This window comes from Jannaschia sp. Os4 (genome assembly GCF_016820245.1).
Taxonomy (GTDB): Bacteria; Pseudomonadota; Alphaproteobacteria; order Rhodobacterales; family Rhodobacteraceae; genus Jannaschia.
The window spans coordinates 721848-746245 of record NZ_JAFCAR010000003.1 but is presented as its reverse complement, the minus strand read 5'-3'; the positions used below and the strand labels follow the sequence as shown (position 1 = coordinate 746245).

At 72.5% G+C, this 24398-nt stretch carries 18 protein-coding genes; 6 read left to right on the top strand and 12 right to left on the bottom strand.

Translation table 11 applies throughout. The features are described from left to right. The first annotated feature begins 62 nt into the window (after positions 1 to 62). The 4 genes from JQC91_RS08650 (at position 63) to JQC91_RS08635 (ending at position 4417) form a co-directional block, all read left to right on the top strand. Positions 63 to 1004 carry an alpha/beta fold hydrolase gene (locus JQC91_RS08650; RefSeq protein ID WP_203286396.1) on the top strand — a complete coding sequence of 314 codons (942 nt, stop codon included), beginning with the start codon at positions 63 to 65 and terminating at the stop codon, positions 1002 to 1004. 341 nt (positions 1005 to 1345) lie between these two features. Then, on the top strand, positions 1346 to 2584 hold the full coding sequence (locus tag JQC91_RS08645; protein ID WP_203286395.1) for an extracellular solute-binding protein: 1239 nt from the start codon (positions 1346 to 1348) through the stop codon (positions 2582 to 2584). 13 nt (positions 2585 to 2597) lie between these two features. Beyond that, positions 2598 to 3482: a sugar ABC transporter permease gene (locus tag JQC91_RS08640; protein ID WP_203286394.1), complete on the top strand. Its 885-nt coding sequence runs from the start codon at positions 2598 to 2600 to the stop codon at positions 3480 to 3482. After that, positions 3479 to 4417 (top strand): carbohydrate ABC transporter permease, encoded by a 939-nt coding sequence (locus JQC91_RS08635; RefSeq protein ID WP_203286393.1) that lies wholly within the window; start codon positions 3479 to 3481, stop codon positions 4415 to 4417. Before JQC91_RS08640 ends, JQC91_RS08635 begins: the two co-directional genes overlap by 4 nt. 102 nt (positions 4418 to 4519) lie before the next feature. Here the strand turns inward: JQC91_RS08635 and JQC91_RS08630 are convergent, their stop codons facing one another. Both JQC91_RS08630 and JQC91_RS08625 read right to left on the bottom strand, forming a co-directional pair. Beyond that, positions 4520 to 6166, bottom strand: coding sequence for a sulfatase-like hydrolase/transferase (locus JQC91_RS08630; protein ID WP_203286392.1), 1647 nt, complete (start codon positions 6164 to 6166; stop codon positions 4520 to 4522). Continuing rightward, a complete protein-coding gene (locus JQC91_RS08625; RefSeq protein WP_203286391.1) occupies positions 6166 to 6672 on the bottom strand; it encodes a MarR family transcriptional regulator in 507 nt (168 codons plus the stop codon). The genes JQC91_RS08630 and JQC91_RS08625 overlap by 1 nt, the downstream gene beginning before the upstream one ends. A 133-nt stretch (positions 6673 to 6805) precedes the next feature. On the opposite strand from JQC91_RS08625, the gene JQC91_RS08620 reads away from it, so the two are divergent. Beyond that, on the top strand, positions 6806 to 7861 hold the full coding sequence (locus JQC91_RS08620) for a TAXI family TRAP transporter solute-binding subunit (protein ID WP_203286390.1): 1056 nt from the start codon (positions 6806 to 6808) through the stop codon (positions 7859 to 7861). A 29-nt stretch (positions 7862 to 7890) separates the two neighbouring features. Continuing rightward, entirely contained in the window at positions 7891 to 10176 is a 2286-nt protein-coding gene (locus JQC91_RS08615; protein WP_203286389.1) for a TRAP transporter fused permease subunit, read from the top strand. A gap of 135 nt (positions 10177 to 10311) precedes the next feature. On the opposite strand, the gene cysG is transcribed toward JQC91_RS08615, so the two are convergent. From cysG to JQC91_RS08565, 10 genes are all read right to left on the bottom strand, one after another. Next, entirely contained in the window at positions 10312 to 11733 is a 1422-nt protein-coding gene (gene cysG / locus JQC91_RS08610) for a siroheme synthase CysG (protein ID WP_203286388.1), read from the bottom strand. After that, positions 11730 to 12692 (bottom strand): glycosyl transferase family protein, encoded by a 963-nt coding sequence (locus JQC91_RS08605; RefSeq protein ID WP_203286387.1) that lies wholly within the window; start codon positions 12690 to 12692, stop codon positions 11730 to 11732. Before JQC91_RS08605 ends, cysG begins: the two co-directional genes overlap by 4 nt. After that, positions 12689 to 15283, bottom strand: a complete 2595-nt coding sequence (locus JQC91_RS08600) for a nitrate reductase (protein WP_203286386.1) — start codon at positions 15281 to 15283, stop codon at positions 12689 to 12691. The genes JQC91_RS08605 and JQC91_RS08600 overlap by 4 nt, the downstream gene beginning before the upstream one ends. Continuing rightward, positions 15280 to 15618, bottom strand: coding sequence for a nitrite reductase small subunit NirD (nirD, locus tag JQC91_RS08595; RefSeq protein WP_203286385.1), 339 nt, complete (start codon positions 15616 to 15618; stop codon positions 15280 to 15282). Before nirD ends, JQC91_RS08600 begins: the two co-directional genes overlap by 4 nt. Further along, on the bottom strand, positions 15615 to 18038 hold the full coding sequence (gene nirB, locus JQC91_RS08590; RefSeq protein ID WP_203286384.1) for a nitrite reductase large subunit NirB: 2424 nt from the start codon (positions 18036 to 18038) through the stop codon (positions 15615 to 15617). Before nirB ends, nirD begins: the two co-directional genes overlap by 4 nt. Further along, positions 18035 to 19699, bottom strand: a complete 1665-nt coding sequence (locus JQC91_RS08585) for a nitrate ABC transporter ATP-binding protein (RefSeq protein ID WP_203286383.1) — start codon at positions 19697 to 19699, stop codon at positions 18035 to 18037. Before JQC91_RS08585 ends, nirB begins: the two co-directional genes overlap by 4 nt. A 1-nt stretch (position 19700) precedes the next feature. Beyond that, positions 19701 to 20777, bottom strand: a complete 1077-nt coding sequence (locus JQC91_RS08580; protein WP_203286382.1) for an ABC transporter permease — start codon at positions 20775 to 20777, stop codon at positions 19701 to 19703. Positions 20778 to 20911: 134 nt separating this feature from the next. Next, entirely contained in the window at positions 20912 to 22279 is a 1368-nt protein-coding gene (locus tag JQC91_RS08575; protein WP_203286482.1) for a CmpA/NrtA family ABC transporter substrate-binding protein, read from the bottom strand. 275 nt (positions 22280 to 22554) lie between these two features. Next, positions 22555 to 23718, bottom strand: a complete 1164-nt coding sequence (locus JQC91_RS08570; protein WP_203286381.1) for an ABC transporter substrate-binding protein — start codon at positions 23716 to 23718, stop codon at positions 22555 to 22557. After that, positions 23715 to 24317 carry an ANTAR domain-containing protein gene (locus JQC91_RS08565; RefSeq protein WP_238941378.1) on the bottom strand — a complete coding sequence of 201 codons (603 nt, stop codon included), beginning with the start codon at positions 24315 to 24317 and terminating at the stop codon, positions 23715 to 23717. Before JQC91_RS08565 ends, JQC91_RS08570 begins: the two co-directional genes overlap by 4 nt. Positions 24318 to 24398 lie beyond the last annotated feature (81 nt).

Here is a 24398-nt window from a genome sequence, read left to right as displayed (position 1 = left end):
CGGCCCGCCGGGCCGTCCTCCTCGGCGGCCTCGCAACGTCGGTGACGGCTTGCGGCGGCCGAATGCACTTCGTCGCACCGATCTCCGCATCATCGAACGATGTCACTCCCGTCATGCAGCGCATCCACCTCCTTGCCGCCGATCGCGCGATCGCCGGATTGCGGACCTCGGGAGGACATGGGTTGAGCGCCGCGCTGGTGGACGTCTCGATCCCACCGAACCATCGTCCCGGTCGGATCGAACATGCCCCCGGCGGTGACCCGAACCGCAGCTTCACGATCGCTGCGGCGCGCGATCTCGGCTCGGCAGACGCCTTGGCCGATGCCGCCATCGCCTCCCTCGGACCGGGCGAGGAGGTCCATGTCTTCGTCCACGGCTACAACAACACGGCCGCCGAGTCCGTCTTCCGTCACGCCCAGATCGCCCATGACTACGTCGATGCCGGTGCGGGTGGCGGGCCGCAGATCACCTTCCATTGGCCCTCCGTCGCACGCGCGACCGGATACGTGGCCGATCGCGATGCTGCGCTCGCGGCGCGGACCGATCTCGAAGCGCTCCTGCTCTATCTGATCGACCGCGTACCCGGCCGCGTCACGCTCGTCGGGCACTCCATGGGGGCCTTCCTGTCGATGGAGACACTGGCGCGGATGTCGGCGGCGCGCCCGGGCATCGCCCTGCGGCTCAACGGGATCGTTCTCGTATCGCCCGACATCGGGATCGAGCTGTTTCGGTCCGAGTTGGACCGGGTCGGGCCCCGACCCGACCGGTTCGTCCTGACCGTCAGCCAAGCCGATCGTGCGCTCGGCCTCTCGGCCTTCCTGACGCGACAGACCGAGCGGCTCGGCTCGACCGACGACGTTGGACGCCTCCGCGCCCAAGGGATCACCGTGATCGACCTTACCGACCATGGCGAGGGCGGGAACAACCATTCGACCTTCGCCGCATCCCCTTCTGCGATCCGGCTCATCGGCGGGCTGATCGAGTCTGGGGGGATAGGTCGGTGATCTACTGGAGCAGGTTCGCCCTCCGACGTGAGGTTACGCGACGCATCTGGATCGCGATAGCTGAGGCCCTTCCGATGCGCTGCTTGCGGCCGTCCCACTGACGCGTTGCGCCTGCGTAGTGGACGAGCGGGGAAGACGCGGATCGCGCCCTCCCGAGGAGGCCCTGCGATCCCGTCGCGACGGGGGACGCCGCCGACGACGGCGCCGCGGACAGATGGGCCGGGTGACCGCCGATCCCGGGCCCGCTGCGGCGTCGTTTGTTCTTTCTGCATCAAATCAGCGCGCTATGGTGCCGGGGATGCCCCGCCGCGGAAGCGGCGACCCACGGAAGGAGCCCTGCCATGTCCCGACGCACGATCCCCCTCGCCATCGGTGCCGCGATGGCGGCCTCCGCCGCGTCCGCGCAGGACGCGCCGCTCCAGGTCGCCATGCACTACACGCAGGAGCAGGCGGCCCCCCTGATCGCCTGCATCGAGGCGTGGGACGGCGGCGCGGCGGAGTACCAGCAGATCAGCTATGGCGACTACCTCCAGACGGTGCTGACCGGGCGCCTCGCGGGGCAGTCGCCGGACATCTACAACGTCTACGGCGCGGTCTGGGGCGCGCAGATGGTCGAGAACGGGGTGCTCGCGCCCGTGCCGGACGACCTCGAGGCGTTCGTGCGCGACGGCTACGCGGGCGGCACGGTCGAGGCGGCGACCATCGGCGGGACGCTCTACGGCGTGCCGACGGAGGTGTCGGTCTACATGCTGGTCTCGAACATGGCGCTGCTGCGCGAGACGGGCTTCGACGCGCCGCCCGCGACGTGGGACGAGCTGCGCGAGATGGCCGAGGCCGTGCAGACCACCAACGAGCAAGGCCGCACGGACACGGCGGGCTTCGCCTTCTTCCAGTCCGGGTCGGGCGCGGGGATGGTCCATCCGTGGTATGCCCTGACCGCCTCCGAGGGCGGCGCGCCCTATGGCGCGGACGGCGAGGTCCAGCTATCGTCCGAGGCCGGGCAGGCCGCCTTGGAGCGGATGGCGGGCCTCGTGCGCGACGGGATCGTGGACCCGACCGTGGACGCCTACGACGCCTTCCCCGCCGGGGGCGCGGCGATGATGATCATGGCCAACTGGTACGAGAGCGCGATCGAGGACGGCCTCGGCTCGCTCGACGACGTGGTGGTGTCGGCCATCCCGATGGGCGAGGACTGGCGGACGCTGCAATACGCGTTCTTCATGGGCGTCGACAGCGGGTCCGACCGCCAGGACGACGCGTGGGCCTTGGTGCGCCATCTCAACGAGCCGCGCGACGGCGAGCCGTCCTGCGTGGCGCAGATGCTCGACGGGCTTGGTGCGCTGACGGCCTCCGCCGCCGACACCGCCGCCCTGCCCACGCCGGACGCCTTCACGCAGCCCTACGTGGACGCCTTGGCCGAGGACCGTGTCGTCAGCCAGCCCAACGTGATGCAGGCCTCCGAGATCGAGCGCACGATGGCCCGCACCTTCGAGGAGGTGCTCGCGGGCGAGGCCGAGGTCGGCGCCGCGCTGGAGGACCTCAACGGCGAGGTCGAGGACATCCTGTTCGAGTTCCAGTGACGCCGCCCGTCCGATGAGCGGACGCGACCCAGAGCCGGGGGCCGAGGTCCCCGGCCCCGCCCCTTGGCTGTTCCTCGCGCCGCTGCTGGTCTTCGCGGCGGTCTTCCTGATCCTGCCCTTGGGCTTCTCGGTCTACCTCGCCTTCACGCGGTGGAACCCGCTCGGCACGCCGTCATGGGTGGGGATGCGGCAGTTCGAGTTCCTGCTCACCCGCGACGATGACTTTCTGCGCTCGCTCGCGAACACGTTCGTCTTCGCGGTGGGCTTCGTCGTCCTCGTCGTCCCGATCTCGCTGGGCCTCGCCTTCGTCTTCTCGCGCGCGCGGGGCAAGGCGGTCTGGCGGTCGATCTACTACCTGCCCCAACTGACCAACATCGTGGCCATCGCCTACCTGTGGCAGTTCGTGCTCGACGACAGATACGGGCTGATCAACCGGATGCTGGGCGCGGTCGGCCTGCGCGGGCCGGACTGGCTGACCGACCCCGTGATGGCGATGGTCAGCGTGATCCTCGTGATGGTCTGGTACGACGCGGGCAAGAACATGCTGGTGTTCTCCGCCGCCTTGGAGGGCGTGGACCGGGAGATCTACGAGGCGGCGGAGCTCGACGGGGCGTCGGCGTGGCGGACGCTGCGCTCGATCACGCTGCCGATCATCCGTCCGGCGGCGATCTTCGTGACGATCACCTCCTTCATCACCGGGATGGGCTTCTTCGCCCTGATCCTCGCCATGACCGGGGGCGGGCCGCGCGGGGCCACGGACGTGACCGCGCTCTACGCCTACCGCATGGCGTTCGAGGACCTGCGCATGGGGCGCGCCTCGGCCGCCGCGCTGATCCTCTTCGCCCTGATCGCGGTGCTCAGCCTCGTGCAGTTCCGCCTCCTGCGGGAGCGGGCATGACGATCGCCGAGGGGCAGCGGGCGGGCGCCGCCGCGCAGGCGCGGGTCGTCCGTCCGCGCCGCCACCCGCTGCGGGGCCTCGGCGGCGCCCTGAAGTACGTGGCGCTGGCGCTGGGGGCGCTCGTCACGGTGCTGCCCTTCGCGGACATGTTCGTCGGCGCGCTGCGCTCGCCCGCGGACGTGTTCGCCAACCCGCCGCGCTACTTCCCCTCGGATCCGCAATGGGGGGTCTACGCCCGCGTGTTCCGCGAACTGCCGATCGGGACGTGGCTCCTCAACTCGGTGGTGGTCACGGCGACGATCACGGGGTGCCAAGTCGCCACCTCGACGATGGCCGGCTACGCGCTGGCCCGCTACCGCTTCGCGGGGCGCGCCTCGATCTTCCGCATGGTCGTGGGCGCGCAGATGTTCCCGTTCTTCCTCTTCATCATCCCGATCTTCTTCATCCTGCGCTTCGTGCCGCTGATGGGCGGCAACGACATGGCCGGACAGGGCGGCGCGGGACTGCTCGGGACCTACGCCGCGCTCGTGCTGCCCTTCGTGGTGACGTGGTACGGCGTGTTCCTGATGCGGCAGTTCTTCCTCACGATCCCCGAGGACCTCGCCGAGGCGGCGCGGCTCGACGGGGCGTCGGAATGGGCGATCTTCCGGCGGATCATGCTGCCCTTGGTCAAGCCCGCCATCGCGACGCTGACGCTGTTCTCCTTCGTCTACCACTGGAACGAGTTCATCTGGACGATGACGGTGACCCGCACCGCGCCCGACCTCCAGACGCTGCCCGTGGGCATCTACCTGCTGCAGGGCGCCTTCGAGGATCTCGACCAGAAGTCGCTCCAGCAGGCGGCGCTGGCGATCTCGATCCTGCCGGTGGTCGTCGTCTTCGCCCTGCTCCAGCGCCTGTTCGTGAGCGCGGACATCGCGACGGGCGTGAAGTGACGCAGGTCCAGTGACAAGCTCCGTCGGTGAGGTCGACGACCGGCGCGCGACGGTGGACACGGGCACAGCGGACGCACCGAGGCATACCGAATGCCCCCTCCCCTACCCCTTCCCCCGGGGCTTCAGGTCGGAGAAGGCCTGGCCGACGGCGCGCTCGTACTCGTCCTCGTCCCAGAAGCCGATCAGGATGCCGTCCTTCGCCGCCGTCTTCTGGCGGGCCAGCACGGCGGGGGTCGCGGTGATCCGGGTGTGGTGGCGCGTGGCCCAGTCCAGCAGGGCGGCCTCCATCCGGGCGCGGACGGCGGCGTGCTCCGGCGCCTCGGACCGTCCGATGTCGACCACCTCGTCCGGGTCGGCCTCCAGGTCGAAGAGGATGGGCGCGAAGCCCTCGCAGCGGACATACTTCCAGCGGCCGTCGAAGATCATCGTGGTGCGGGCATCCTCCTGCGGGACGTCCAGCGTCGCCGCCATCTCGGACCAGTGGTAGTCGTGCTCGCTGATCGCGTAGCGGCGGGAGAAGCCGTCCCGCCCATGCAGGATCGGCGTCAGGTCGCGCCCCTCGATCACGTGCGGCTTCGCCTCGCAGCCCAAGGCGGCCATGAAGGTCGGCGCGAGGTCGATCATCTCGACCAGCGCGTCCGAGACCGTGCCGCGGGTCGCGTCGGCCTCGGGCCGGGGGTCGGCCACGATCAGCGGCACCTTCACCGCCATCTCGTGGTAGAAATCCTTATCCCCCATCCAGTGGTCGCCCATGTAGTCGCCGTGGTCGGAGGTGAAGGCGACGATCGTGTCCTCGCTCCGCCCCGTCTCGTCCATCCACGCGAAGAGGCGCCCGAGGTTGTCGTCGAGCTGCTTGATGAGGCCCATGTAGGCCGGGATCACGTGGCGGCGGACATGGTCGCGCGAGAAGCTGCGGCAGACGCGGGCGTCGAGATAGGCGCGCATCAGCGGATGGTCGGTGTCGCGCTCGGCCCGGCTGCGGACCGGGTCCACGATGTGCCGCTCGTCGTACATGTCGTGGTAGGGCGCGGGCACGATGTAGGGCCAGTGCGGCTTGATGTAGCTGAGGTGGCACATCCACGGGCGCCCGTCCCGCTCGGCCTCCTCCATGAAGGCGATGGCCCGGTCCGTCATGTAGGCGGTCTCGGAATGCTCTTCCGGCACGTTCGCCGGCAGGCGGGAGTTCTTGAGCAGCCACGCCGAGAGCAGCTCGCCGTCGTCGTCCAGCCCGGAGTTGGCGAAGTCCTCCCACGGGTTCTCGCTCTCGTAGCCGTGCGCCACGAGGTAGTCGTCGTAGGCGGACCAGTTCTGGCGCTGGCTGTCGGGGTGCAGGCCGTCGTCGCGCTCGAAGGGCTCGAACCCGCATTCGGAGCGGCGCACGCCGATCTCGCTGGCCGGGTCGATGCCGAGCCACGCCATCCCCTCGCGGTCCGCGATCATGTGCGTCTTGCCGACGAGGACGGCGCGGGCGCCCGCGTCGCGAAGGTGGTCGCCCAGCGTCGGCTCCCCCACCCGCAGCGGCATCCCGTTCCACGTCGAGCCGTGGCTGCGCACGTAGCGGCCCGTGTAGGCGGACATGCGCGACGGCCCGCAGACCGGCGACTGGACGTAGGCCCGGTCGAAGCGGACGCCCCGCGCCGCCAAGGCGTCGATATGCGGCGTGTGGAGATGGGGATGCCCGGTGCAGCTGAGGTAGTCGAACCGGAGCTGGTCCGCCATGATCCACAGGACGTTGGGGGTGCGGGCCATCACGCGCCTCCGGTCTCGGCGAGCGGCGGCACGGGGCCTTCGACGAACCGCTCGAAGCGGCCGATCAGGTCGAGGAACGTGTCCATCTCGGCCTGCGAGAAGGTGGCCGCCAGCGCGGCGCGGCGCGCGGACATGGTCCCCGCGGTCGCCTCGAAGGCGGACCGGCCCGCCGGGGTCAGCGCGACGGAGGACGTGCGGCGGTCGTCCGCGCCGGTCGTGGTTGTCACGAGGCCCTTCTTGGCAAGGGACGGGACGGCGCGGCTGACGAGCGCGTGGTCCGTGCGCTGGATCGAGGCCATCTCGGTCACGGTCAGGGGGCCGGCCTCGGCGAGGTCCCAGAGCACGCGCCACTCGGTGATCGAGAGGTCGCCTTTGGCCCGCAGCAGCCGCTGGGCCTGCGTCCGGGACGCCGAGGCGGCCGCCTGCACACGCCCGAAGAGGTTGCGCCGCTGCGCGCGGCGCCGGGCCTCGCACCGTTCGGCGCGGTCTAGCTGATCTGCGGTCATGGGACCTCCCGCCGCCGATAAGAGCAGCCGGAATTTTGCGTGACAAGTCACATAATTTCTGGAACCTTGACGATGGGAGCCCCGGGGGAGCGGGGTGTCCCCGCGCGCCGTCGCGCCGCCAAGGGAGAGAGACATGTTCAAGACAACCATCGCCGGGGCGGTGCTGGCCCTTCTGCCGGCCGCGAGCATCGCGCAGGTCACGCTGACGGCCGAGACGACCTCGCCGGGCTCCACGCCGCACTACATCGACACCACGCTGGCCGCGATCCTCGACGCGGAAGGCGTCGCGGCGATGCAGATCACCGAGGGCGCCACGCTGACCAACTCGGTCCAAGCGGTCGCCGAGGGGCAGCTCGACATGGCGCCCGCGCCGCTGATCCTGCCCTTCCTGCTGTCGCGCGGCGTCGGCCCCTATTCCGCCGTCGGCGCGGAGCGGGGCGCCGAACTGGCGGGCAACCTGCGGGCGCTGTTCTTCTCGGCCCCCTCGGCGCAGCTCTTCGGCCATTACGACAGCGGCGCGATCCAAGGCCTGGGCGACATCGAGGGCAAGCGCATCTACAACGGCCCGCCCCGCGGCGCCGCGTTGACGACCGGCCGGGCCGCCATCCAGCTCCTGTCCGGCCTGCAGGACGGCGAGGGCTACGAGGGCGTGCAGTCGCCGTGGCCCGACACCGTGTCCACGATCACCGGCGGCGCGGTGGACGGCTGGACGCTGCCCGAGGGCCTGCCCTCCGGGCGACAGATCGCCATCGCGGCGGCGGGGGCGACGACGCTCTACGACATGCCGTCCGAACTGCTGGAGAGCGAGCTGGGCCAGCAGATCCTCGCCGCACCCGGCAACGCGCCCTACTCCATCCCCGTGGACGAGTATCGCGCCGCCTACGCGGGCAACGACATCACGATCGTCACGGACGACGACACGTTCGACACCTTCGCCTTGGCCTTCGCCCAGATCGTGCCCGCCACGATGGACGAGAAGCTCGCCTACGAGATCACCAAGGCCTACCTCGCGGGGCAGGAGCGGTTCGAGACCGGCTCGCCCCGCGGCCCCTACCTGTTCCTCAGCTTCGGGGACATCGACGGCCCGAGCCAAGGCGTCTGCGGCGCGGTGACGGTGAAGCTGCACGCGGGCGCGGTGCGCGCCTACGAGGAGGCGGGCCACACGATCGCCGACTGCGTGAAGCCGTGAGCGCCTAGGCGTCCGCGGAGGGTCCGCGCGTGACCGAACCGGCCGAGACGACGTCGACGGGGCAGCGCATCGCGCTGTCCCTCGCGTTCGTGCTGGTGGTGGTGGGCATGGCCAACACCTTGCCGGAGATCGCGGGCCTGCAGGACTGGGCCCGCGGCGCCACCGGCATCCGCTTCCTCCGCGTCTCCGGCTTCCCGACGGAGTATCTCTTCCCGGCGCTCTTCGTGCTGATGATGGTGATCGTCGCCCTCGACGCGAGCCTCTATCGCGCATGGCGCGTCACCCGCCCGGAGCGCGCGTGGCTCGGGGCCGTGCTGGACGCGGGCCTCGTCCTCGCCGCCCTCGCGGGGGCGCTCGGCTACTGGATCGAGATCGACTCGGTCTGCCTGATCGACCAGGTGACCGGCGAGCGCGCGCGCCTCATCGCGGACGCGGCCGAGCGGTCGGTCGGCCTGATCCCCGGCATCACGCTGGAGGCCGAGGTTCCCGCTTGCCGAGCCCGGCTGGGCGTCTGGAGCCTGCCGCTGCTCTTCGGGATCATCGCGCTGTTCTTCGCCTACAACGTCCGGGTCTGGGGCCTGCCGCTGGTGATCGTGGCCAGCACCGTCGTCCTCTACACCGTCGTGACGGCGCTGATCTGGGTCCTCGACCTGAGCGACAACAGCTTCCTGCTGACCAAGCTGGGCGCCGACGGCGGCGACGCGCTGGCCGCCGCCGTCCAGAAGGCGACGAACGTGTTCATCACGCCCGACGGGTTCATGGGCCGGTTCATGGACATCATCATCAACCAGGTCTTCCCCTACGTGGTGCTCGGCGCGCTCTTCGGCTCGTCGGCGGGGGGGACCTCGCTGATCAAGCTGGCGGTGCGGTGGACGCGGGGCCTGCGCGGCGGCCCGGCGCACGCGGCGATCGTGTCCTCGGCCATGTTCGGGACGATCACGGGCGGGCCGGTGACGAACGTGCTGTCAACGGGGCGCCTGACCATTCCGATGATGCGCCGCAACGGGTTCTCGCCCCAGTTCGCGGGCGGGGTCGAGGCGGCGGCGTCGTCGGGCGGGCAGATCATGCCGCCGGTGATGGGCATCGCGGCCTTCGTCCTCGTGGCGCTGACGGCGGTGCCCTACACCAAGGTCATCACCGCCGCCTTCATCCCGGCCATCGCGTTCTTCCTCTCGATCTTCCTCGCCGTGATGTTCCAAGCGCGCCGCGAGGCCGTCGAGCCCATGCGCGACATCCCCGAGGATCTCGTCATGGACCGCCAGGACTGGCGGAACCTGTGGATCATCTTCCTGCCGATCGCGGTGATCCTGTTCCTGCTGCTCGGCAACAAGGACGCCATCGCGGGCGGATGGCTCGCGGCCATCCTGCCGGACCCGGTCGTGCAGACCATCGTCAACGCGGCGGGCGACGCGGTCTCGGCGGGCTGGTGGGCGGTCGCGCTGCTCCTGCCGCTGATGCTGCTGGACCCCGGCACGCGGGCGCGGCCCTCCCGGATCGCCGTCGCCTTGGCCGAGGGCGGCCTGCTGATCTCGCGCCTCTTCCTGCTGCTCTTCGCGGTGTCGATCATCGCCGCCTTCCTCAACGAGAGCGGCCTGACCGGCGAGCTGACCCGCGCGGTGACGTCGTGGCTGGCCCAAGTCACGTCCCTGACGGTCCTTGGCCTCCAGATCCCGATCACCGGCGGCGTCTACCTGATGCTGGCGCTCACCTGCGCGATGCTCTGCGCCATCCTGCTGGGCATGGGGATGCCGACCGTGCCCGCCTACGTGAACGTGGCGCTGCTGCTGGGGCCGTTGCTGGCGCAGTTGGGCGTCAGCTTCTTCACCGCGAACATGTTCGTCTTCTACTTCGCGGTCGCCTCGGCCATCACGCCGCCCGTGGCCGTGGCCGCCTTCGCCGCCGCCTCCATCACCCGGACCGAGCCGATGCGAACGGCCCTCTCGGCCGTCCGGGTCGGCATCGTGATGTTCACCATCCCCTTCGTCTTCGCGTGGTATCCCGAACTCCTGCTGATCCCCGAGGCCGTCACCGTCACCGACGCGACGGGGCGCCGCGTGCTGCTCGACGGCTACACGGGGGAGACCGAGGTCGGCGCCCTGCTCCTGCTGCTCGTGCGGCTGGCGGGGGCCCTCTACCTGATCGCCTCCGCCTTGGCCGGCTTCGACCGGTCCGCCCTCGCCCGCTGGGAGGTCCTCCTCCGATTGGCGGCCGCGATCCTCGTGCTCTGGAAGGTGCCGCTGGTGGTCGCGGTCGGCGGCGCCCTCGCCGTGGGCCTCGTGGCCTTCGACCACCTCGCGAAATCCCGTCGCGCCTAGGGGCCGCCGCCCGGAGGTCGTGCGCCTGAGCTTCGGCCCGACGGTGGGGCCCCTCGACCGAAGGCGCGGATCGCGCGTCCGCCGCCGCTCCAGCCTGTCGAGGGACGGGGGCGGACGCCCCGCACCGCCCCGCTCCTACGCCTCCGCGGCGGCCCGTCGCGCCCGCGCGCATGCGGGCCCGCGCGCGGCCTCGACGTCGGGGGGCGCCGCGACCCGTGGCCCTCGCTTTGGATGGCGCAGCAGCAGCACGGCCGGCGCCTCGACCGGCTCGGCGCCGAGCGAGGCGAGGTCGCAGCGGCGCAGGGTCTCCCGCGGGGTGGAGACGGAGGCCGCGATCTCGACCTCCGTGCCCGCCGGCACGCCCGCCGCCCGCAGGCGCGCCGCGATCTCGCCGGCGCGGCCGGCCGCCATGTAGAGCGCCAGCGTGGTGCCGGGGGTCAGCATCGCGGCCCAGTCCGGATCCGCGTCGCCGGGACGGCTGGTCCCGGTCGCCATCACGAGGCGATCGGTCCGGCCCCGCTCGGTGAGGGGACGCCCGAGGGCCGACGCTGCGGCGGAGGCGGCGGTGACGCCGGGGATGATCTCGCTGGGGATGCCCGCGGCCCGCGCGGCCTCCATCTCCTCGGCGGCGCGCCCGAAGACGGACGGGTCGCCCGACTTCAGGCGCACGACGCGGCGGCCCTTGCGCGCCTCCGCGACGATGGCCGCGTCGATCCGCGCCTGCGGCCACGAATGGGCGCCCGCCGCCTTGCCCGAGAGGACGCGCTCGGCGTCGCGGCGGGCGAGCTCCAGCACGGCCGGATCGACGAGCCGGTCGTAGAAGATAACGTCCGCCTCCTGCAGGCGCCGCACCGCGCGCAGCGTCAGCAGGTCGCGCGCGCCGGGGCCTGCGCCCACGAGGTCGATGCGCCCGCCCGCCTCGGCGCCGGGCCCGCCCGCGCGGATCGCCGCCTTCAGCGCGGCCGCCGCCTCCCGCTCCGCGCCCGCGCGGAAGCGATGCCACGGCCCGTCGAGCGCCCAAGCCCACAGGGCGCGGCGGCGGGCGGGGGCCACATGGCGCGCGGCGGCGCCCCGCAGCCGTCCCATGAGGGCGGCGAAGGGGCCGAGCCGCGGGTCGAGCATCGCCTCGATCTCTGTCTTGATGCGCCGCGCCAGCACGGGGGCCGTCCCTTCGGTGCCGATGGCGACGACCACCGGGTCGCGGTCCACGAGGCTCGGCGTGGTCGCGTCGCAGAGCGCGGGGCGGTCCACGACGTTGACGAGCGCCCCGGCCTCCTTGGCGAGCGCGTGCAGGCAGGCGTCGGCGGCCGCCGAGCCCGTGGCGATGAAGACGAGCGCGGCCCCCGCGAAGGTGGCGGGGGAGACGGGCCCCAGCACGTGCCGGACGCGGCCCGCGGCGACCTCGCCCGCGATCTCCTCGTCGAGGCCGGGGGCCGCGACGACGATCTCCGCCTCGGTCTTGAGCATCAGGCGCATCTTCTGCGCCGCCCCCTCGCCGCCGCCCGCGATCACCACGCGGCGGCCCAAGAGGGTCAGGAACATCGGGAAGGACTTCACGCGGCCTCCGTCCGGGTGCGGCGCGCCCACAGCGCGACCGGGTCCGCGTCGATGCCCGCCGCGTCCAGCGCGAGCGCGGCGGTTCCGAGGACCACCGCCTCGGCGAAGGGGTCGGCGAGGGCGCCGGACCAGAGCGCCGCGAGCGCGTCCGGGCCGTGGTCGTCCTCCGCGAGGCGACGGTGCGCCTCCGCCAGCGGCGGCAGCTCGGCGGCGAAGGGCGCGCCGTCGCGCCGCCCGTCGATTTGCGTGGGCTTGCCGGGATGGCGCTCGAACTCGCCGCCCCCGCCCTTGAGGACGGCGAGGCGCGGCAGCCCGAGGAGGGCCGCCGCCTCGGCGGCGAGCGCGCGGTAGGGCGGGTGGAACACGCCCTGCACCGAGGCGGGCGCGCCGCCCGGGTTGAGCGCGCGCGCCGCCGTGTTGAGCGGCGAGCGCAGGCCCAGAACCGAGCGCAGGCGCAGCAGGTCCACGAGCTGCGGCAGCGCCGCCTCCGCGGGCAGGTAGGCGATGCGGTCGCGGGCGAGGATCGCGCCCGCCTCCGCCACGCCGCGGGCCACGCGGATGCCGGCGTGGGGCAAGGCCGCCCGCACGTCCGCCCGCGCGCCCTGGTGGCTGTTCCAGCCGTGGAGCAGGACCGGCCCGCCGGCCATGGCCACGAGCCGCGCGGCCAGCAGGAACCACGGAGCGCCGCGCGTTCGTCCCGCGGCATAGCTCGGCCAGTCCAGCGCGGGGGCCGGGCCGGGCCATCGGGGCAGCGCGGCGCGCAGCCCCCGCACGAGGCCCGCCACCTCCTCGGCGCTCTCGCCGCGGTAGCGCATCAGCATCAGCAGCGCGCCGACGGCTTCCGGCTCCGCATCCCCGGCGAGGACGAGCCGCATGGCCTCCTCCGCCTCCGCCATCGTCAGATGGCGCGAGCGGCCCGGCCCCCGCGCGAGGGCCGCCACCATGGGCGCGAGGCTCATTCCGCCGCCTCCAGCCGGACCTGCGCGGCGAGGATGGCGGCGATCTCCGGTCGGCAGGAGCCGCAGGACGTCCCGGCGCCCGTCGCCGCACCCGCCGCCTCCACGGTGCGGGCACCGCAGGCGGCGATGGCGACCGACCCGACGCCGAGGCAGGCGCACACCGTCGGACCGGGGTCGGGCACGTCCCCCGCAGGCCGCCCCGCGAGCGGGCTGCCGGCCTCTCCGAGGAGCGCGGCCACGTGGGCGCGCTGGAGCGCGACCGGCTCGGGCGAGACGAACAGCGCGCCGGCGAGCGCGCCGTCCCGCCGGAAGGCGAGGCGGTGGCGCCCCCGCGCCGCGTCGCCGACCGCCGAGAGTTCGGCGTCGGGCAGGCCGAGGAGCGCCCGCGCGGCCCCCTCCCAATCCCCGACCGGATCGAGGCCCGCCAGCTCGGTCTGCCAGCCCGCGCCGACGCGCGCCCGCGCCCAGTAGGCGCCGGGAAGCGCCTCGGGGTCAGGGCGGGCCATCGACACCGCGAAGGCGAACCAGCGGGCGGGCCACGCGCGCGCCTCCACGCGGGCGGACTTCGAGGCGGGCTGGCCGGAGACCGGGTCGGTCACCGGCGGCACCAGCGCCGACACGCAGGCCCGCGCGGAGGTCTCGCCCGACCAGTGGATCGGCGCGAAGGCGTCGCCGGGGCGCACGCGGTCCGTCACGAGGGCCCGCAGGAGCGCCGTTCCTCCGGCCCCGGACACCTCCACGATGGAGGCGGGCGCGATGTCGCGCGCGGCCGCGTCGGCGGGGTGGATCTCGAGGAAGGGCTCCGCCGTGTGGGCCGACAGCCGCGCGGCCGCGCCGGAGCGGGTCATCGTGTGCCACTGGTCGCGCACCCGGCCCGTGTTGAGGCGCAGCGGAGCGCCCGCGGGGGCCGCCGCCCCGGCGCGCACCGGGTGCATCCGCGCGCGCCCGTCGGGCGTGAGGAAGCGCCCGTCCCCGAAGAAGCGGCCCCCGCTGCGCGCGCCCGTCACCGGCCAGTGGACGGGCGCCAGCGCGTCGTAGGCGGCGTCCGTCAGGGCGGCGAGCGCGGATATGTCGAAATCCGAGCCGAGCGCGGCCGCCACGCCCGACAGCGCCGCGTGCTCGCGGAAGACCTGGGCGGGACCGCGGTAGTCGAAGGCCGGGCCGTGGCCGAGCCGCGCCGCGAGCTCCGCGAAGATCGCCCAGTCGGCGCGGGCCTCGCCCGGGGGCGGCAGCACGGCGCGCTGGCGCGAGATGCAGCGGTCGGAGTTCGTCACCGTCCCGTCCTTCTCGCCCCACGCGAGGGCGGGCAGCAGGACATGCGCGAGGCGCGCGGTGTCGGTGCGGGCGGTGACGTCCTGCACGACGACCAGCGGACAGGCCTCGAGCGCCGCGCGCACCGCGCCCGATCCGGGCAGGCTGACGGCCGGGTTGGTGCAGGCGATCCAGATCGCGCGGATCGTGCCGTCCGCCACCCGCTCGAACATCTCCACCGCCTTCGGCCCGTCCGCCTCGGGCATTGCCGGCGCGTCCCAGAACGCGCGCACGGCGTAGCGGTGGGCCGGCTCGGTGAGCGACAGGTGACAGGCGAGCGTGTTTGAGAGCCCGCCCACCTCGCGCCCGCCCATCGCGTTGGGCTGGCCCGTCACCGAGAGCGGGCCCATGCCGGGGCGCCCGATGCGGCCGGTGGCCAAGTGGCAGTTGATGATCGCGCTCACCGTGTCGGTGCCCCGCGCGCTCTGGTTCACGCCTTGGCCGAAGACGGTCACCACCTTCTCCGTGCGGGTCCACAGCGAGAGGAAGGCGCCGAGGTCGGCCGCCGAAAGGCCGGTCTCGCCGGGGGCGGCCCGCGCGGCGTCGAGCGCGGCGTCGAAGCCCGCGACGTGGCCCAGCACCCATCCGGCGTCGACCGCGCCCGCCTCGTGCAGATGGGCGAGGAGCCGCGCGAAGAGCGCCGCGTCGCCTCCGGGCGCGACCCGCAGGTCGAGGTCCGCGATCTCCGAGGTCGCCGTCCGGCGCGGATCGACGTTGACCACGCGCATCCCCGGTCGGGCATCCTTGGCCGCGCGGAGCCTCTGGAACAGGACCGGGTGGCACCACGCGAGGTTGGAGCCGACGAGGACCACGACGTCCGCCTCCTCGAGGTCCGCGTAGAGCCCCGGGACCGTGTCCGCGCCGAAGGCCCGGCGGTGGCCCGCCACGGTGGAGGCCATGCAGAGGCGGCTGTTGGTGTCGATGTTCGCGGTGCCGACGAAGCCCTTCGCGAGCTTGTTCACCACGTAGTAGTCCTCGGTCAGCAGCTGGCCGGAGACGTAGAAGGCGACCGAGTCCGGCCCGTGCGCCGCGATCGTGTCCGCGAACCCGCCCGCCGCCCGCCCCATCGCCTCGTCCCACGTGGCGCGCGCGCCCTCGACCATGGGGTGCAGCAGCCGGTCCTCCAGCCCCACCGTCTCGCCGAGCGCCGCGCCCTTCGAGCAGAGGCGCCCGAAGTTGGCCGGGTGGTCGGGGTCGCCCTCGATCCGCAGGCCGTCCGCCGCGGGCGTCGCGACCACGCCGCAGCCCACGCCGCAATAGGCGCAGGTCGTCCGGGTCATCGCCGCACCAGACGGGCCGCGTCGATCAGGACGCGGCCCCCTTCGACGCGGCAGGGATGGGTGGCGACCCGCCCCTCGTCGGCGCCCCGCGCGGCGCCGGTCTCGAGGTCGAACACCCAGTTGTGGAGCGGGCAGGTCACCGACCGCCCGTGCACGATCCCCTCGGAGAGCGGCCCGCCCGCATGGGGGCAGCGGTCGTCCAGCGCGAAGACCTCGTCCGCCCCGGTGCGGAAGACCGCGACGCAGCCATGTTCGGTCCGCAGCGTGCGCGCGCCCCGCGCGGGGAAGGCGTCGAGCGGGCCGAGGTCGATCCAAGCGGCGTCCTGCACGGTCATTCCGCCGCCTCCAGCGTCAGGTCGGCGGCGGGCGCGTACTTGGCCGCCTTCTCCACCTCCCGCGCCCACGGGTCATGGCGGTAGACCGACTGCGAGACCTCGAACCGCTCGACCAGCGCCGCGCGCTCGACCTCGTCCGCGATGCGCGCGCGCACCCAGTCCATCCCGACCTTGGCCACCCACTTGTAGATGCGGTCCAGGTACTTGGCCTGCTCGCGGTAGAGTTGGGTCACCGCCTTGACGACCGCGATGGCCTCCTCCGCCGTGGCGACGTCGGCCAATCGCTCGGTCTCCTTCACGTCCATCCCCGCCGCGCCGCCGATGCCGACCTGGTAGCCCGAGTCGACGCACACGATGCCGATGTCCTTGCAGGTCGCCTCGGCGCAGTTGCGCGGGCAGCCCGACACCGCGAGCTTCAGCTTGTGGGGCGTCCACGACCCGTGGAGTACCTTCTCCAGCTCGATCCCCAGCCCCGTGCTGTCCTGCGTCCCGAAGCGGCAATGGTCCGTGCCCACGCAGGTCTTCACCGTCCGCAGCCCCTTGGAGTAGGCATAGCCCGAAACCATCCCGGCCGCGTTCAGGTCGCGCCAGATCGCGGGCAGGTTCTCGCCGCGCACGCCCAGCAGGTCGATGCGCTGGCCGCCGGTAACCTTGATCGTGGGCACGGCGAACTTGTCCGCCGCGTCCGCGATGGCGCGCAGCTCGTCCGCCGTCGTCACGCCGCCCCACATGCGGGGCACGACGCTGAACGTGCCGTCCTTCTGGATGTTGGCGTGGCGGCGCTCGTTGACGAAGCGGCTCTGCGGGTCGTCCGCGTAGTCCAAGGGCCAGTCCGCCAGCAGGTAGTAGTTCAGCGCCGGGCGGCAGACGTGGCAGCCATCCACGGTGCGCCAACCCAGTTCCTGCCAGACGGCGGGCATGGTCTTGAGGGACTGCGACTTGATCAGGCGCCGCACCTCCTCGTGGGACAGGTCCGAGCAGCCGCAGATGGACTGCCGCGCCTCCACCTCCGCGCCCGTCGTCAGCGCGATCAGCTGGCTCACCAGCCCCGTGCAGGTCCCGCAGGACGCCGACGCCTTGGTCGCCGCGCGCACCGCGTCCAGATCGGTGGCGCCCCCCTCCACGGAGGCCACGATGGCCCCCTTGCACACGCCGTTGCAGCCGCAGATCTCCGCGTCATCCGGCAAGGCTGCAACGGCCGCCATAGGGTCCGCTTGCGCCCCCCCTTGGTAGGCGGGCCCGAAGATGAGCGTGTCGCGCATCCCCGACACGTCCGCGCGGTCCTTGATGAGGCCGAAGAACCACGCGCTGTCCGACGTGTCGCCGTACATCACCGCGCCGACCACCCGGTCCCCCTCCAGCAGGAGGCGGCGATAGACCCCCCGCGCGGGGTCGCGCAGCACGATGTCCTCGCGCCCCTCGCCCTCGGCGAAGTCGCCAGCCGAGAACAGGTCGCAGCCCGTCACCTTCAGCTTGGTCGACAGGTCGCGCTGCACGAAGCGGGCCTCCTCGCCCGCCAGCGTCGCCGCCACCACCTTCGCTTGGTCGTAGAGCGGCGCCACGAGGCCGAAGACCGCGCCGTCGTGCTCCACGCACTCGCCCACGGCCAGCACGTCCGGGTCCGAGGTGACCATGTGGTCGTCCACGTGGATGCCCCGCCCCACCGCCAGCCCCGCCGCCTTGGCCAGCGCGACGTTGGGTCGGATGCCCACCGCCATCACCAGCAGGTCGCAGGGCAGTTCAGCCCCGTCGTCGAGGCGCAGCGCGCGGACCTGCCCGTCCCGCCCGAGGATCTCCTTCGAGTTGGCCCCGCAGCGCACCGCGATGCCCTTCTCCGTCAGCGCCCGGCGCAGCAGGTAGCCCGCCGCCTCGTCCAACTGCCGCTCCATTAGGTGCGGCATGAGGTGCACCACGGTGACGTCCGCCCCCCGCGCGGCCATCCCGGCGGCGGCCTCCAGCCCGAGCAGGCCGCCGCCGATCACGACGACCTTCCGGCCTTCGCCCATCGCCATCATCCGCTCCGTGTCCTCGAGGTCGCGGTAGGCGATGACGCCGCCGAGGTCGTGGCCCGGCAGGGGGATCATGAACGGGTCCGACCCCGTGCCGATCAACAGCTTGTCGTAGGCGACGGTCTCCCCCGCCTCGGAGGTGACGGTGCGCGCCGCGCGGTCGATCGCGGCCACACGCGTGCCGAAGCGGTAGTCGACGCCGTGGGCCTCGTACCACGCGGCGTCGTGGATCACGATCTCCTCGAAGGCCTTCTCGCCCGACAGAACGGGCGACAGCATGATCCGGTCGTAGTTGCCGCGCGGCTCCGCGTTGAAGAGCGTGACCGCCCATTCACCCGGCTCGCGCTCGAACAGGTGCTCCAAGGCCCGGCCCGTGGCCATGCCCGCCCCGATCACGACGAGGCGCTTCATGCCGCGTCCTCCAGCTCGGCCTTGGGCTTCGGCGTGGCGCCGTGCTCGTACTCCTCGAGGAAGTCGAGAACCTCCTGCCGGTAGGCGTAGTAGGCGGGATGCGCGAGCAGCGCCTTGCGCGAGCGCGGGCGCGGCAGGTCCACGTCCACGACCTTGCCGATCGTCGCCTGCGGCCCGTTGGTCATCATTACCACCCGGTCCGCCAAGAGGATCGCCTCGTCCACGTCGTGCGTGACGCAGATGGCCGTGACCCGCGTCGCGGCCCACACCTCCATCAGCACCTCCTGCAGCTCCCACCGCGTGAGCGAGTCGAGCATCCCGAACGGCTCGTCGAGCAGCAGCAGCTTGGGCGACAGCGCGAAGGCCCGCGCGATGCCCACCCGCTGCCTCATGCCGTTCGACAGCTCGGCCGCGGGCTTGTCCATTGCCGAGCCGAGGCCCACCCGCTCGAGGTAGTACTCCACCACCTCCTGCCGCTCGGCGCGGCTGGCGCAGGGATAGACGCGGTCCACGCCCACCGCCACGTTCTCCTTGGCCGTCAGCCACGGGAAGAGGCTCGGGCTCTGGAACACCACCGCCCGCTCGGGGTCGGCGCCCATCACGTGCCGCCCGTCCAGCTTGATCGCCCCCTTGGAGATCTCGTTCAGCCCCGCCGCCATCGTCAGCACCGTGGACTTGCCGCAGCCCGAATGCCCGATCAGCGAGATGAACTCGCCGCGGTCCATCCGCAGGTCGAAGTCCTCGACCACCGTCAGCGGCCCCTTGGGCGTCGGATACACCTTGTGGAGCTGGCTGAAGGTCAGGAACCGCTCGTCCAAGAGGCCCTCGGTCGCCGCCTTCTGCGCGGCGGGCACGCCGTGGATCGGCGTGACGTTCGGCAGGCTGCGCGTGGCCTCCGCCTTGGCCTCGATCCCGAGGTCCATCAGGTAGCGCGTGACCTCCGCGCGCAGGCGCTTGAACCCCTCGTGGTGGTTCATCGCGCCGCGCTCGCGGGGGCGCGGGATGTCCACCTCGAACGCATCGCCCAAGGTGCCGTCGGGGCGCAGGGCGATGATCCGGTCGGCCAGCACGATGGCCTCGTCCACGTCGTTGGTGATTAGGACGCAGGTCTGGCGCTCGGCGGCCCAGATGCGCTCGATCTCGTCGGCGAGGTTGGCGCGGGTCAGCGCGTCGAGCGCCGAGAGCGGCTCGTCCAGCAGCAGCACCTCGGGCCGCATCGCCAAGGCGCGGGCCACGTTGACCCGCTGGCGCATCCCCCCCGACAGCTCGGCCGGGCGGCGCGCGGCGGCGTGGGACAGGCCCACCATGCCGACGTAATGCGCCGTGCGCGCGTCCACCTCGGCGCGCGGCAGGTCCGGGAAGACCGACTCGACCGCGAGGCGGACGTTCCCCGACACCGTCAGCCACGGCATCAGGCTGTAGGACTGGAAGATCACCCCGCGCTCGGGGCCGGGGCCGGTGATCGGGGCACCGCGGAACGTCGCCTCGCCGGACGTGGGCGCCTGGAGCCCGGCCAGCAGGTTGATCAGCGTCGTCTTGCCGGTCCCCGAGAAGCCCAGCAGGACGACGAACTCGCCCTCCGCGACGTCGAGGTCGATGGCGCGCAGCACGGGGGTCTCGCCGTGGCTGACGCTCGCGCCCTTCAGGGTGAGGATGCCCATCTCAGCGGTCCTTCGTGAAGGTGAAGGCGGCCTGCGCCGCGAACATCAGGCGGTCCAGCAGGAAGCCGATGATGCCGATGGTCAGCACGGCCACCATGATCCGCGCCAGCGACTGGCTGGAGCCGTTCTGGAACTCGTGCCAGACGAACTTCCCCAGCCCCGGGTTCTGCGCCAGCATCTCGGCAGCGATCAGCACCATCCAGCCCACGCCCAAGGACAGCCGCAGCCCCGTGAAGATCAGCGGCAGGGCCGAGGGCAGGATCAGCTTCCGGATCTTGGCCCACGTCCCCATCTTCAGCACCTTGGAGACGTTCACGAGGTCGGGATCGACCTGGGCCACGCCGAGCGCCGTGTTGATCAGCGTCGGCCAGAGCGAGCAGAGCGTGACCGTGATCGCCGAGACGAGGAACGACTTGGCGAAGAGGCCGTCGTTCGTGACGTAGACCGCCGAGACGACCATCGTGACGATCGGCAGCCACGCCAGCGGCGAGACTGGCTTGAAGATCTGGATCAGCGGGTTGAGCGCCGCGTTCGCCGTCCGCGACAGCCCCGCGAGGATGCCCAAGGGCACCGCGATCACCGTGGCGATCAGGAAGCCGAAGAAGACCGTGCCGATGCTCGTCCCGATCTGGTCGTAGTAGGAGGGCGCGCCCGTGTAGGCCCGCTCGACCGGGGCCTCGCCGTTGGCCGCACGCCGCTCGTTGAGCGCGGCCACCTGCTCTTGGAACCGCGCCTCCGACGCGGCCTTGCGCGCGGCGTCCTCGTGCAGGCTCACCGCCTGCTCCCAGACCTGCGCCGGGCCGGGCACCGCGCCCAGCGACGTCTGCACCTGCGGGGCAAGCACCCCCCACGCCACGAGGAAGCCCACGATCGCCAAGAGCGGCACCCCGGCGAGGCGCCAGATCTCGCGCGCCTGCGCCTTAGGGTCGTCGCCCGCGGCGGCGCGCAGCATCGGCGTCAGCCAGCCGAGGCCGGCCACCGTGAGCCATGCGTCGGCGCGGTTGATGCGGGTGAACCACCGGGCGCGGCGCGCCTCGCGGTGCTCGGCTTCGAGGTGGTCGGGATCGACGGCGGTCATGGTCTCTCTCCGGGATTGCTGCGCTGCGGCGGCGGCCGCGCGTATGAACGGGCGTATGTACGGGGGGTGCACGGGGGGCGCCCTCTGCGAACGGTGGTCCGGCGGGGCTTGACCGCCCCGCCGCTCCGCGTCCCTCAGCCTTGGATCTGGTCGCCCACGACAACCTGCTCGCCCTTGAGGCCGATGGTCAGGCTCTCGAGGTAGGCGTTGGGCGCCCGCCCGTCGTAGGCGAGCCCGTCGATGATGTCCTCGGCCGGCGTCGGCGCCTTGTAGCCGTCAGTCTCCCAAGGGAAATCCGCCTCGTCCGCGAGGCCTTGGTCGACCAGCATCCGGGCCGCCTCGAGATAGACGTCGGGGCGATAGACGCGCTCGGCGGTCTCGAAGAACCACTCGTCCGACTTCGGCTCCGCGATCTGCCCCCAGCGGCGCATCTGCGTCAGGTACCAGACCGCGTCCGAGTAGAACGGGTAGGTCGCGTTGTAGCGGAAGAAGACATTGAAGTCGGGCACGTCCCGCACGTCGCCCTTCTCGTACTCGAAGGTCCCCGTCATCGAGTTGGCGATCACCTCGGCGTCGGCGCCGACGTATTCCGGCCGTGACAGCATCTCGACGGCCTCCATCCGATTCGCGTTGTCGTTCTCGTCCAGCCAGATCGCCGCCCGGATCAGCGCCTTGGTCACGGCCAGCGCGGTGTTCGGGTTCTCCTCCACGAATTCGGCGGTCATCCCGAACACCTTCTCCGGGTTGTTCTTCCAGATTTCGTAGTCGGTGATGACCGGCACCCCGATGCCCTTGAACACCGCCTGCTGGTTCCACGGCTCGCCCACGCAGTAGCCGTGGATCGTCCCCGCCTCGAGCGTCGCGGGCATCTGCGGCGGCGGCGTCACCGACAGCAGCACGTCCGCCCCGATCTGCCCCGTGGCGTCCCCGTCGCCGTAGAAGCCGGGGTTCAGGCCCCCGGCGGCCAGCCAGTAGCGCAGCTCGTAGTTGTGGGTGGAGACGGGGAAGACCATGCCCATCTTGAACGGCTCGCCGCGGTCGTTGAACTCCTCGACCACGGGGGCGAGGTACTCGGCCCCGATGGGGTGCTGCGGCAGGCCGTCGGCGTTCTCGGGGATGTTCGGCTTCATCATCTCCCAGACCTCGTTCGACACGGTGATGCCGTTGCCGTTGAGGTCCATGGAGAAGGGCGTGACGATGTGCGCCTCGGTGCCGTAGCCGATGGTCGCGGCCAAGGGCTGGCCGGCGAGCATGTGCGCGCCCTGCAGCTCGCCCGAGATGACGCCGTCGAGCAGCACCTTCCAGTTGGCCTGCGCTTCGAGGGTCACGAACAGCCCCTCGTCGAGGAAGTAGCCCTGCTCGTAGGCGACCGCGAGCGGGGCCATGTCGGTGAGCTTGATGAAGCCCAGCTTCAGCTCGTCGACCTCGAGGTCGAGCATCTGCGCGAAGGCGGGGGAGGCGATGGCGGTGGCCGAGAGCAGGCCGGCGGCGACGTGGCGGATCATGACGGTCCTCGGATTTGGCCCCCCTCGGACTGGCGACGGGGGAAGACGGAAAAGGCCGCGCGACGGCTCCGGCCCGGTCCCTTCGGGACAGGCGAAGCATCGAGCGGCCATGCTCTGGAGAGGCCCGCGTCATGGGACCGGACGCCCCGGCTGGCTCCGTTGCCCGCCCGGCGATGCCCTTCGCTGGCACGCCCCGTGGCTGTGCCGCAAGCAGGGGGCGGCGGACTTTCTGCGCTGCGGCATCGGTCGCGCCGCAAATGCACAATTTCGCGTCACTCTCCCGGCAACGGCTCGAAGACGCGGCCATCGAAGAACGCGTCCGGGCGCAGCGTCAGCATTCCGCGGCGCGAGGCGACGGCCGTGGGCACCGCGAGCGCGCCCTCCACCTTGCTCGACGCGCCGGGCATGTCGGCGGCGAGGTCGCCCACGAGGCGGCGGTAGAGGTCCGAGCGGAACACCCGCCGCCCCGCCGCCTGCGCCGCCTTCCGGTCCAGCCCGTGCCGCCGCGCGAGCCGGTCCGCGATCCACGCCCCTTGGCTGCGCCACGGGAAGGCGGCGGCCCCGGCGTGGAACTCGAGGAAGCCGGGGACGTGCGCCTCGCCCGAGGATCCCGCACGCAGACGTCCCGTGAGGGCGGGCTCGACCATCTCCACCGACAGGCCGAGCGCGCCGTCGCGCGCCATCATCTCGGCCGCCAGCGGCAGGTTGGCCGGCGCCGACAGCCAGCGGGCGGCGCGGTGCAGCGCCCGCATGAGCGCGCTCGCCCGCGCGGGCTGCGCCTCGGCCCAGCCGGTGCGCGCGGCGAGGACCTTCTCCGGCGAGAAGGCCCAGATCGCGCGTCCCGGCAGGATCAGCGCGCCCGCCCCGCGCTCCACCGCGTCCGAGCCCCACGGCTCGCCCACGCAGAAGGCGTCGACCTCGCCGGCCCCGAGCGCGTCGGCCATGAGCGGCGGCGGGACGGTGCGGATGACGATCTCGCCGGGCGCGGGAGGACCGCATCTCTCCAGCAGGTAGTGAACGAGCTCCGCATGCATGGAGAAGGGGAACGGAACACCGATCCGCACCGGCGCGCGCCGCGCCGCGGCCAGCAGCGCGGCGCCGGCCCCGCCCGCGTCGCCGAAGCGGACCGGCCCCATGCGGGCGGCGAGGGCCGGAGACACCCCGATCACGTCGCCGTTGACCGACAGCACCTGGAGCGCCTCGACGGCGCCGGGCACCCCGCCGAGGCCGAGCGCCATGGCCACCGGCATCGGCGAGAGCATCTGCGCGGCCTCCGCCTGCCCCGTGCCGAGCATGTCGCGCAGGGCCGACCAGCTCGGCGCGGCGACGAGTTCGAGCGTGAGCCCCTCGGCCTCGGCCAGCCCGAGGTCCCGAGCCACGACGAGGGGGGCGGCGTCCACGAGGGGGAGATGCGCGATCCGGAGCGGCCGCCTCATCCCAAGAGGTCCGCCGCCGTCACGAGCGCCTGCGCCACCTCGGCGAGCCTCTTGTTCTGGCTCATCGCGGTGCGGCGCAGCAGGGCGTAGGCCTCGTCCTCCGGTATGCCCCGCGCCTTCATCAGCACACCCTTGGCGCGGTCGATCACCTTGCGCTCCTCGAGGGCGCGGCGGGTGGCCTCCAGTTCGGCCCGCATCCGCTGGATCATCCCGAAGCGCGCGATGGCGGCGTCCAGCACCGGCTTGATGCGCTCGCCCGTCAGCCCCGCCACCACGTAGGCCGACAACCCCGCATCGATCGCCGCAGCGGCGAGGCCCTCCTCGCTCTCGTCCACGAAGAGCGCGACGGGCCGCTCCATCGGCGAGGAGGCGAGGGCAAGCTCCTCGATCACGTCGCGCGACGGACTGGCGAGGTCGATCAGGACGAGGTCCGGCGCCGCCTCGGCCACGCGCCGCGCGAGGCCGGAGGTCTGGCCGACGACCACCGCCTCGTAGGATCCGGCCGCGCGCAGGGCGTCGACGATCATCAGGGCGCGGTCCCGGTCGGGCTCGACCACGACGATCCTGAGGTCTCGGGAGGGATCCGGCCGGTCCATCATCCGCTCGGGGGATCATCGGGCGCGCGCGGGGACAAGCCTGCGGCGCGCCGCCCGCGCCCCAAGGCGCGATGGTCCCGCGGC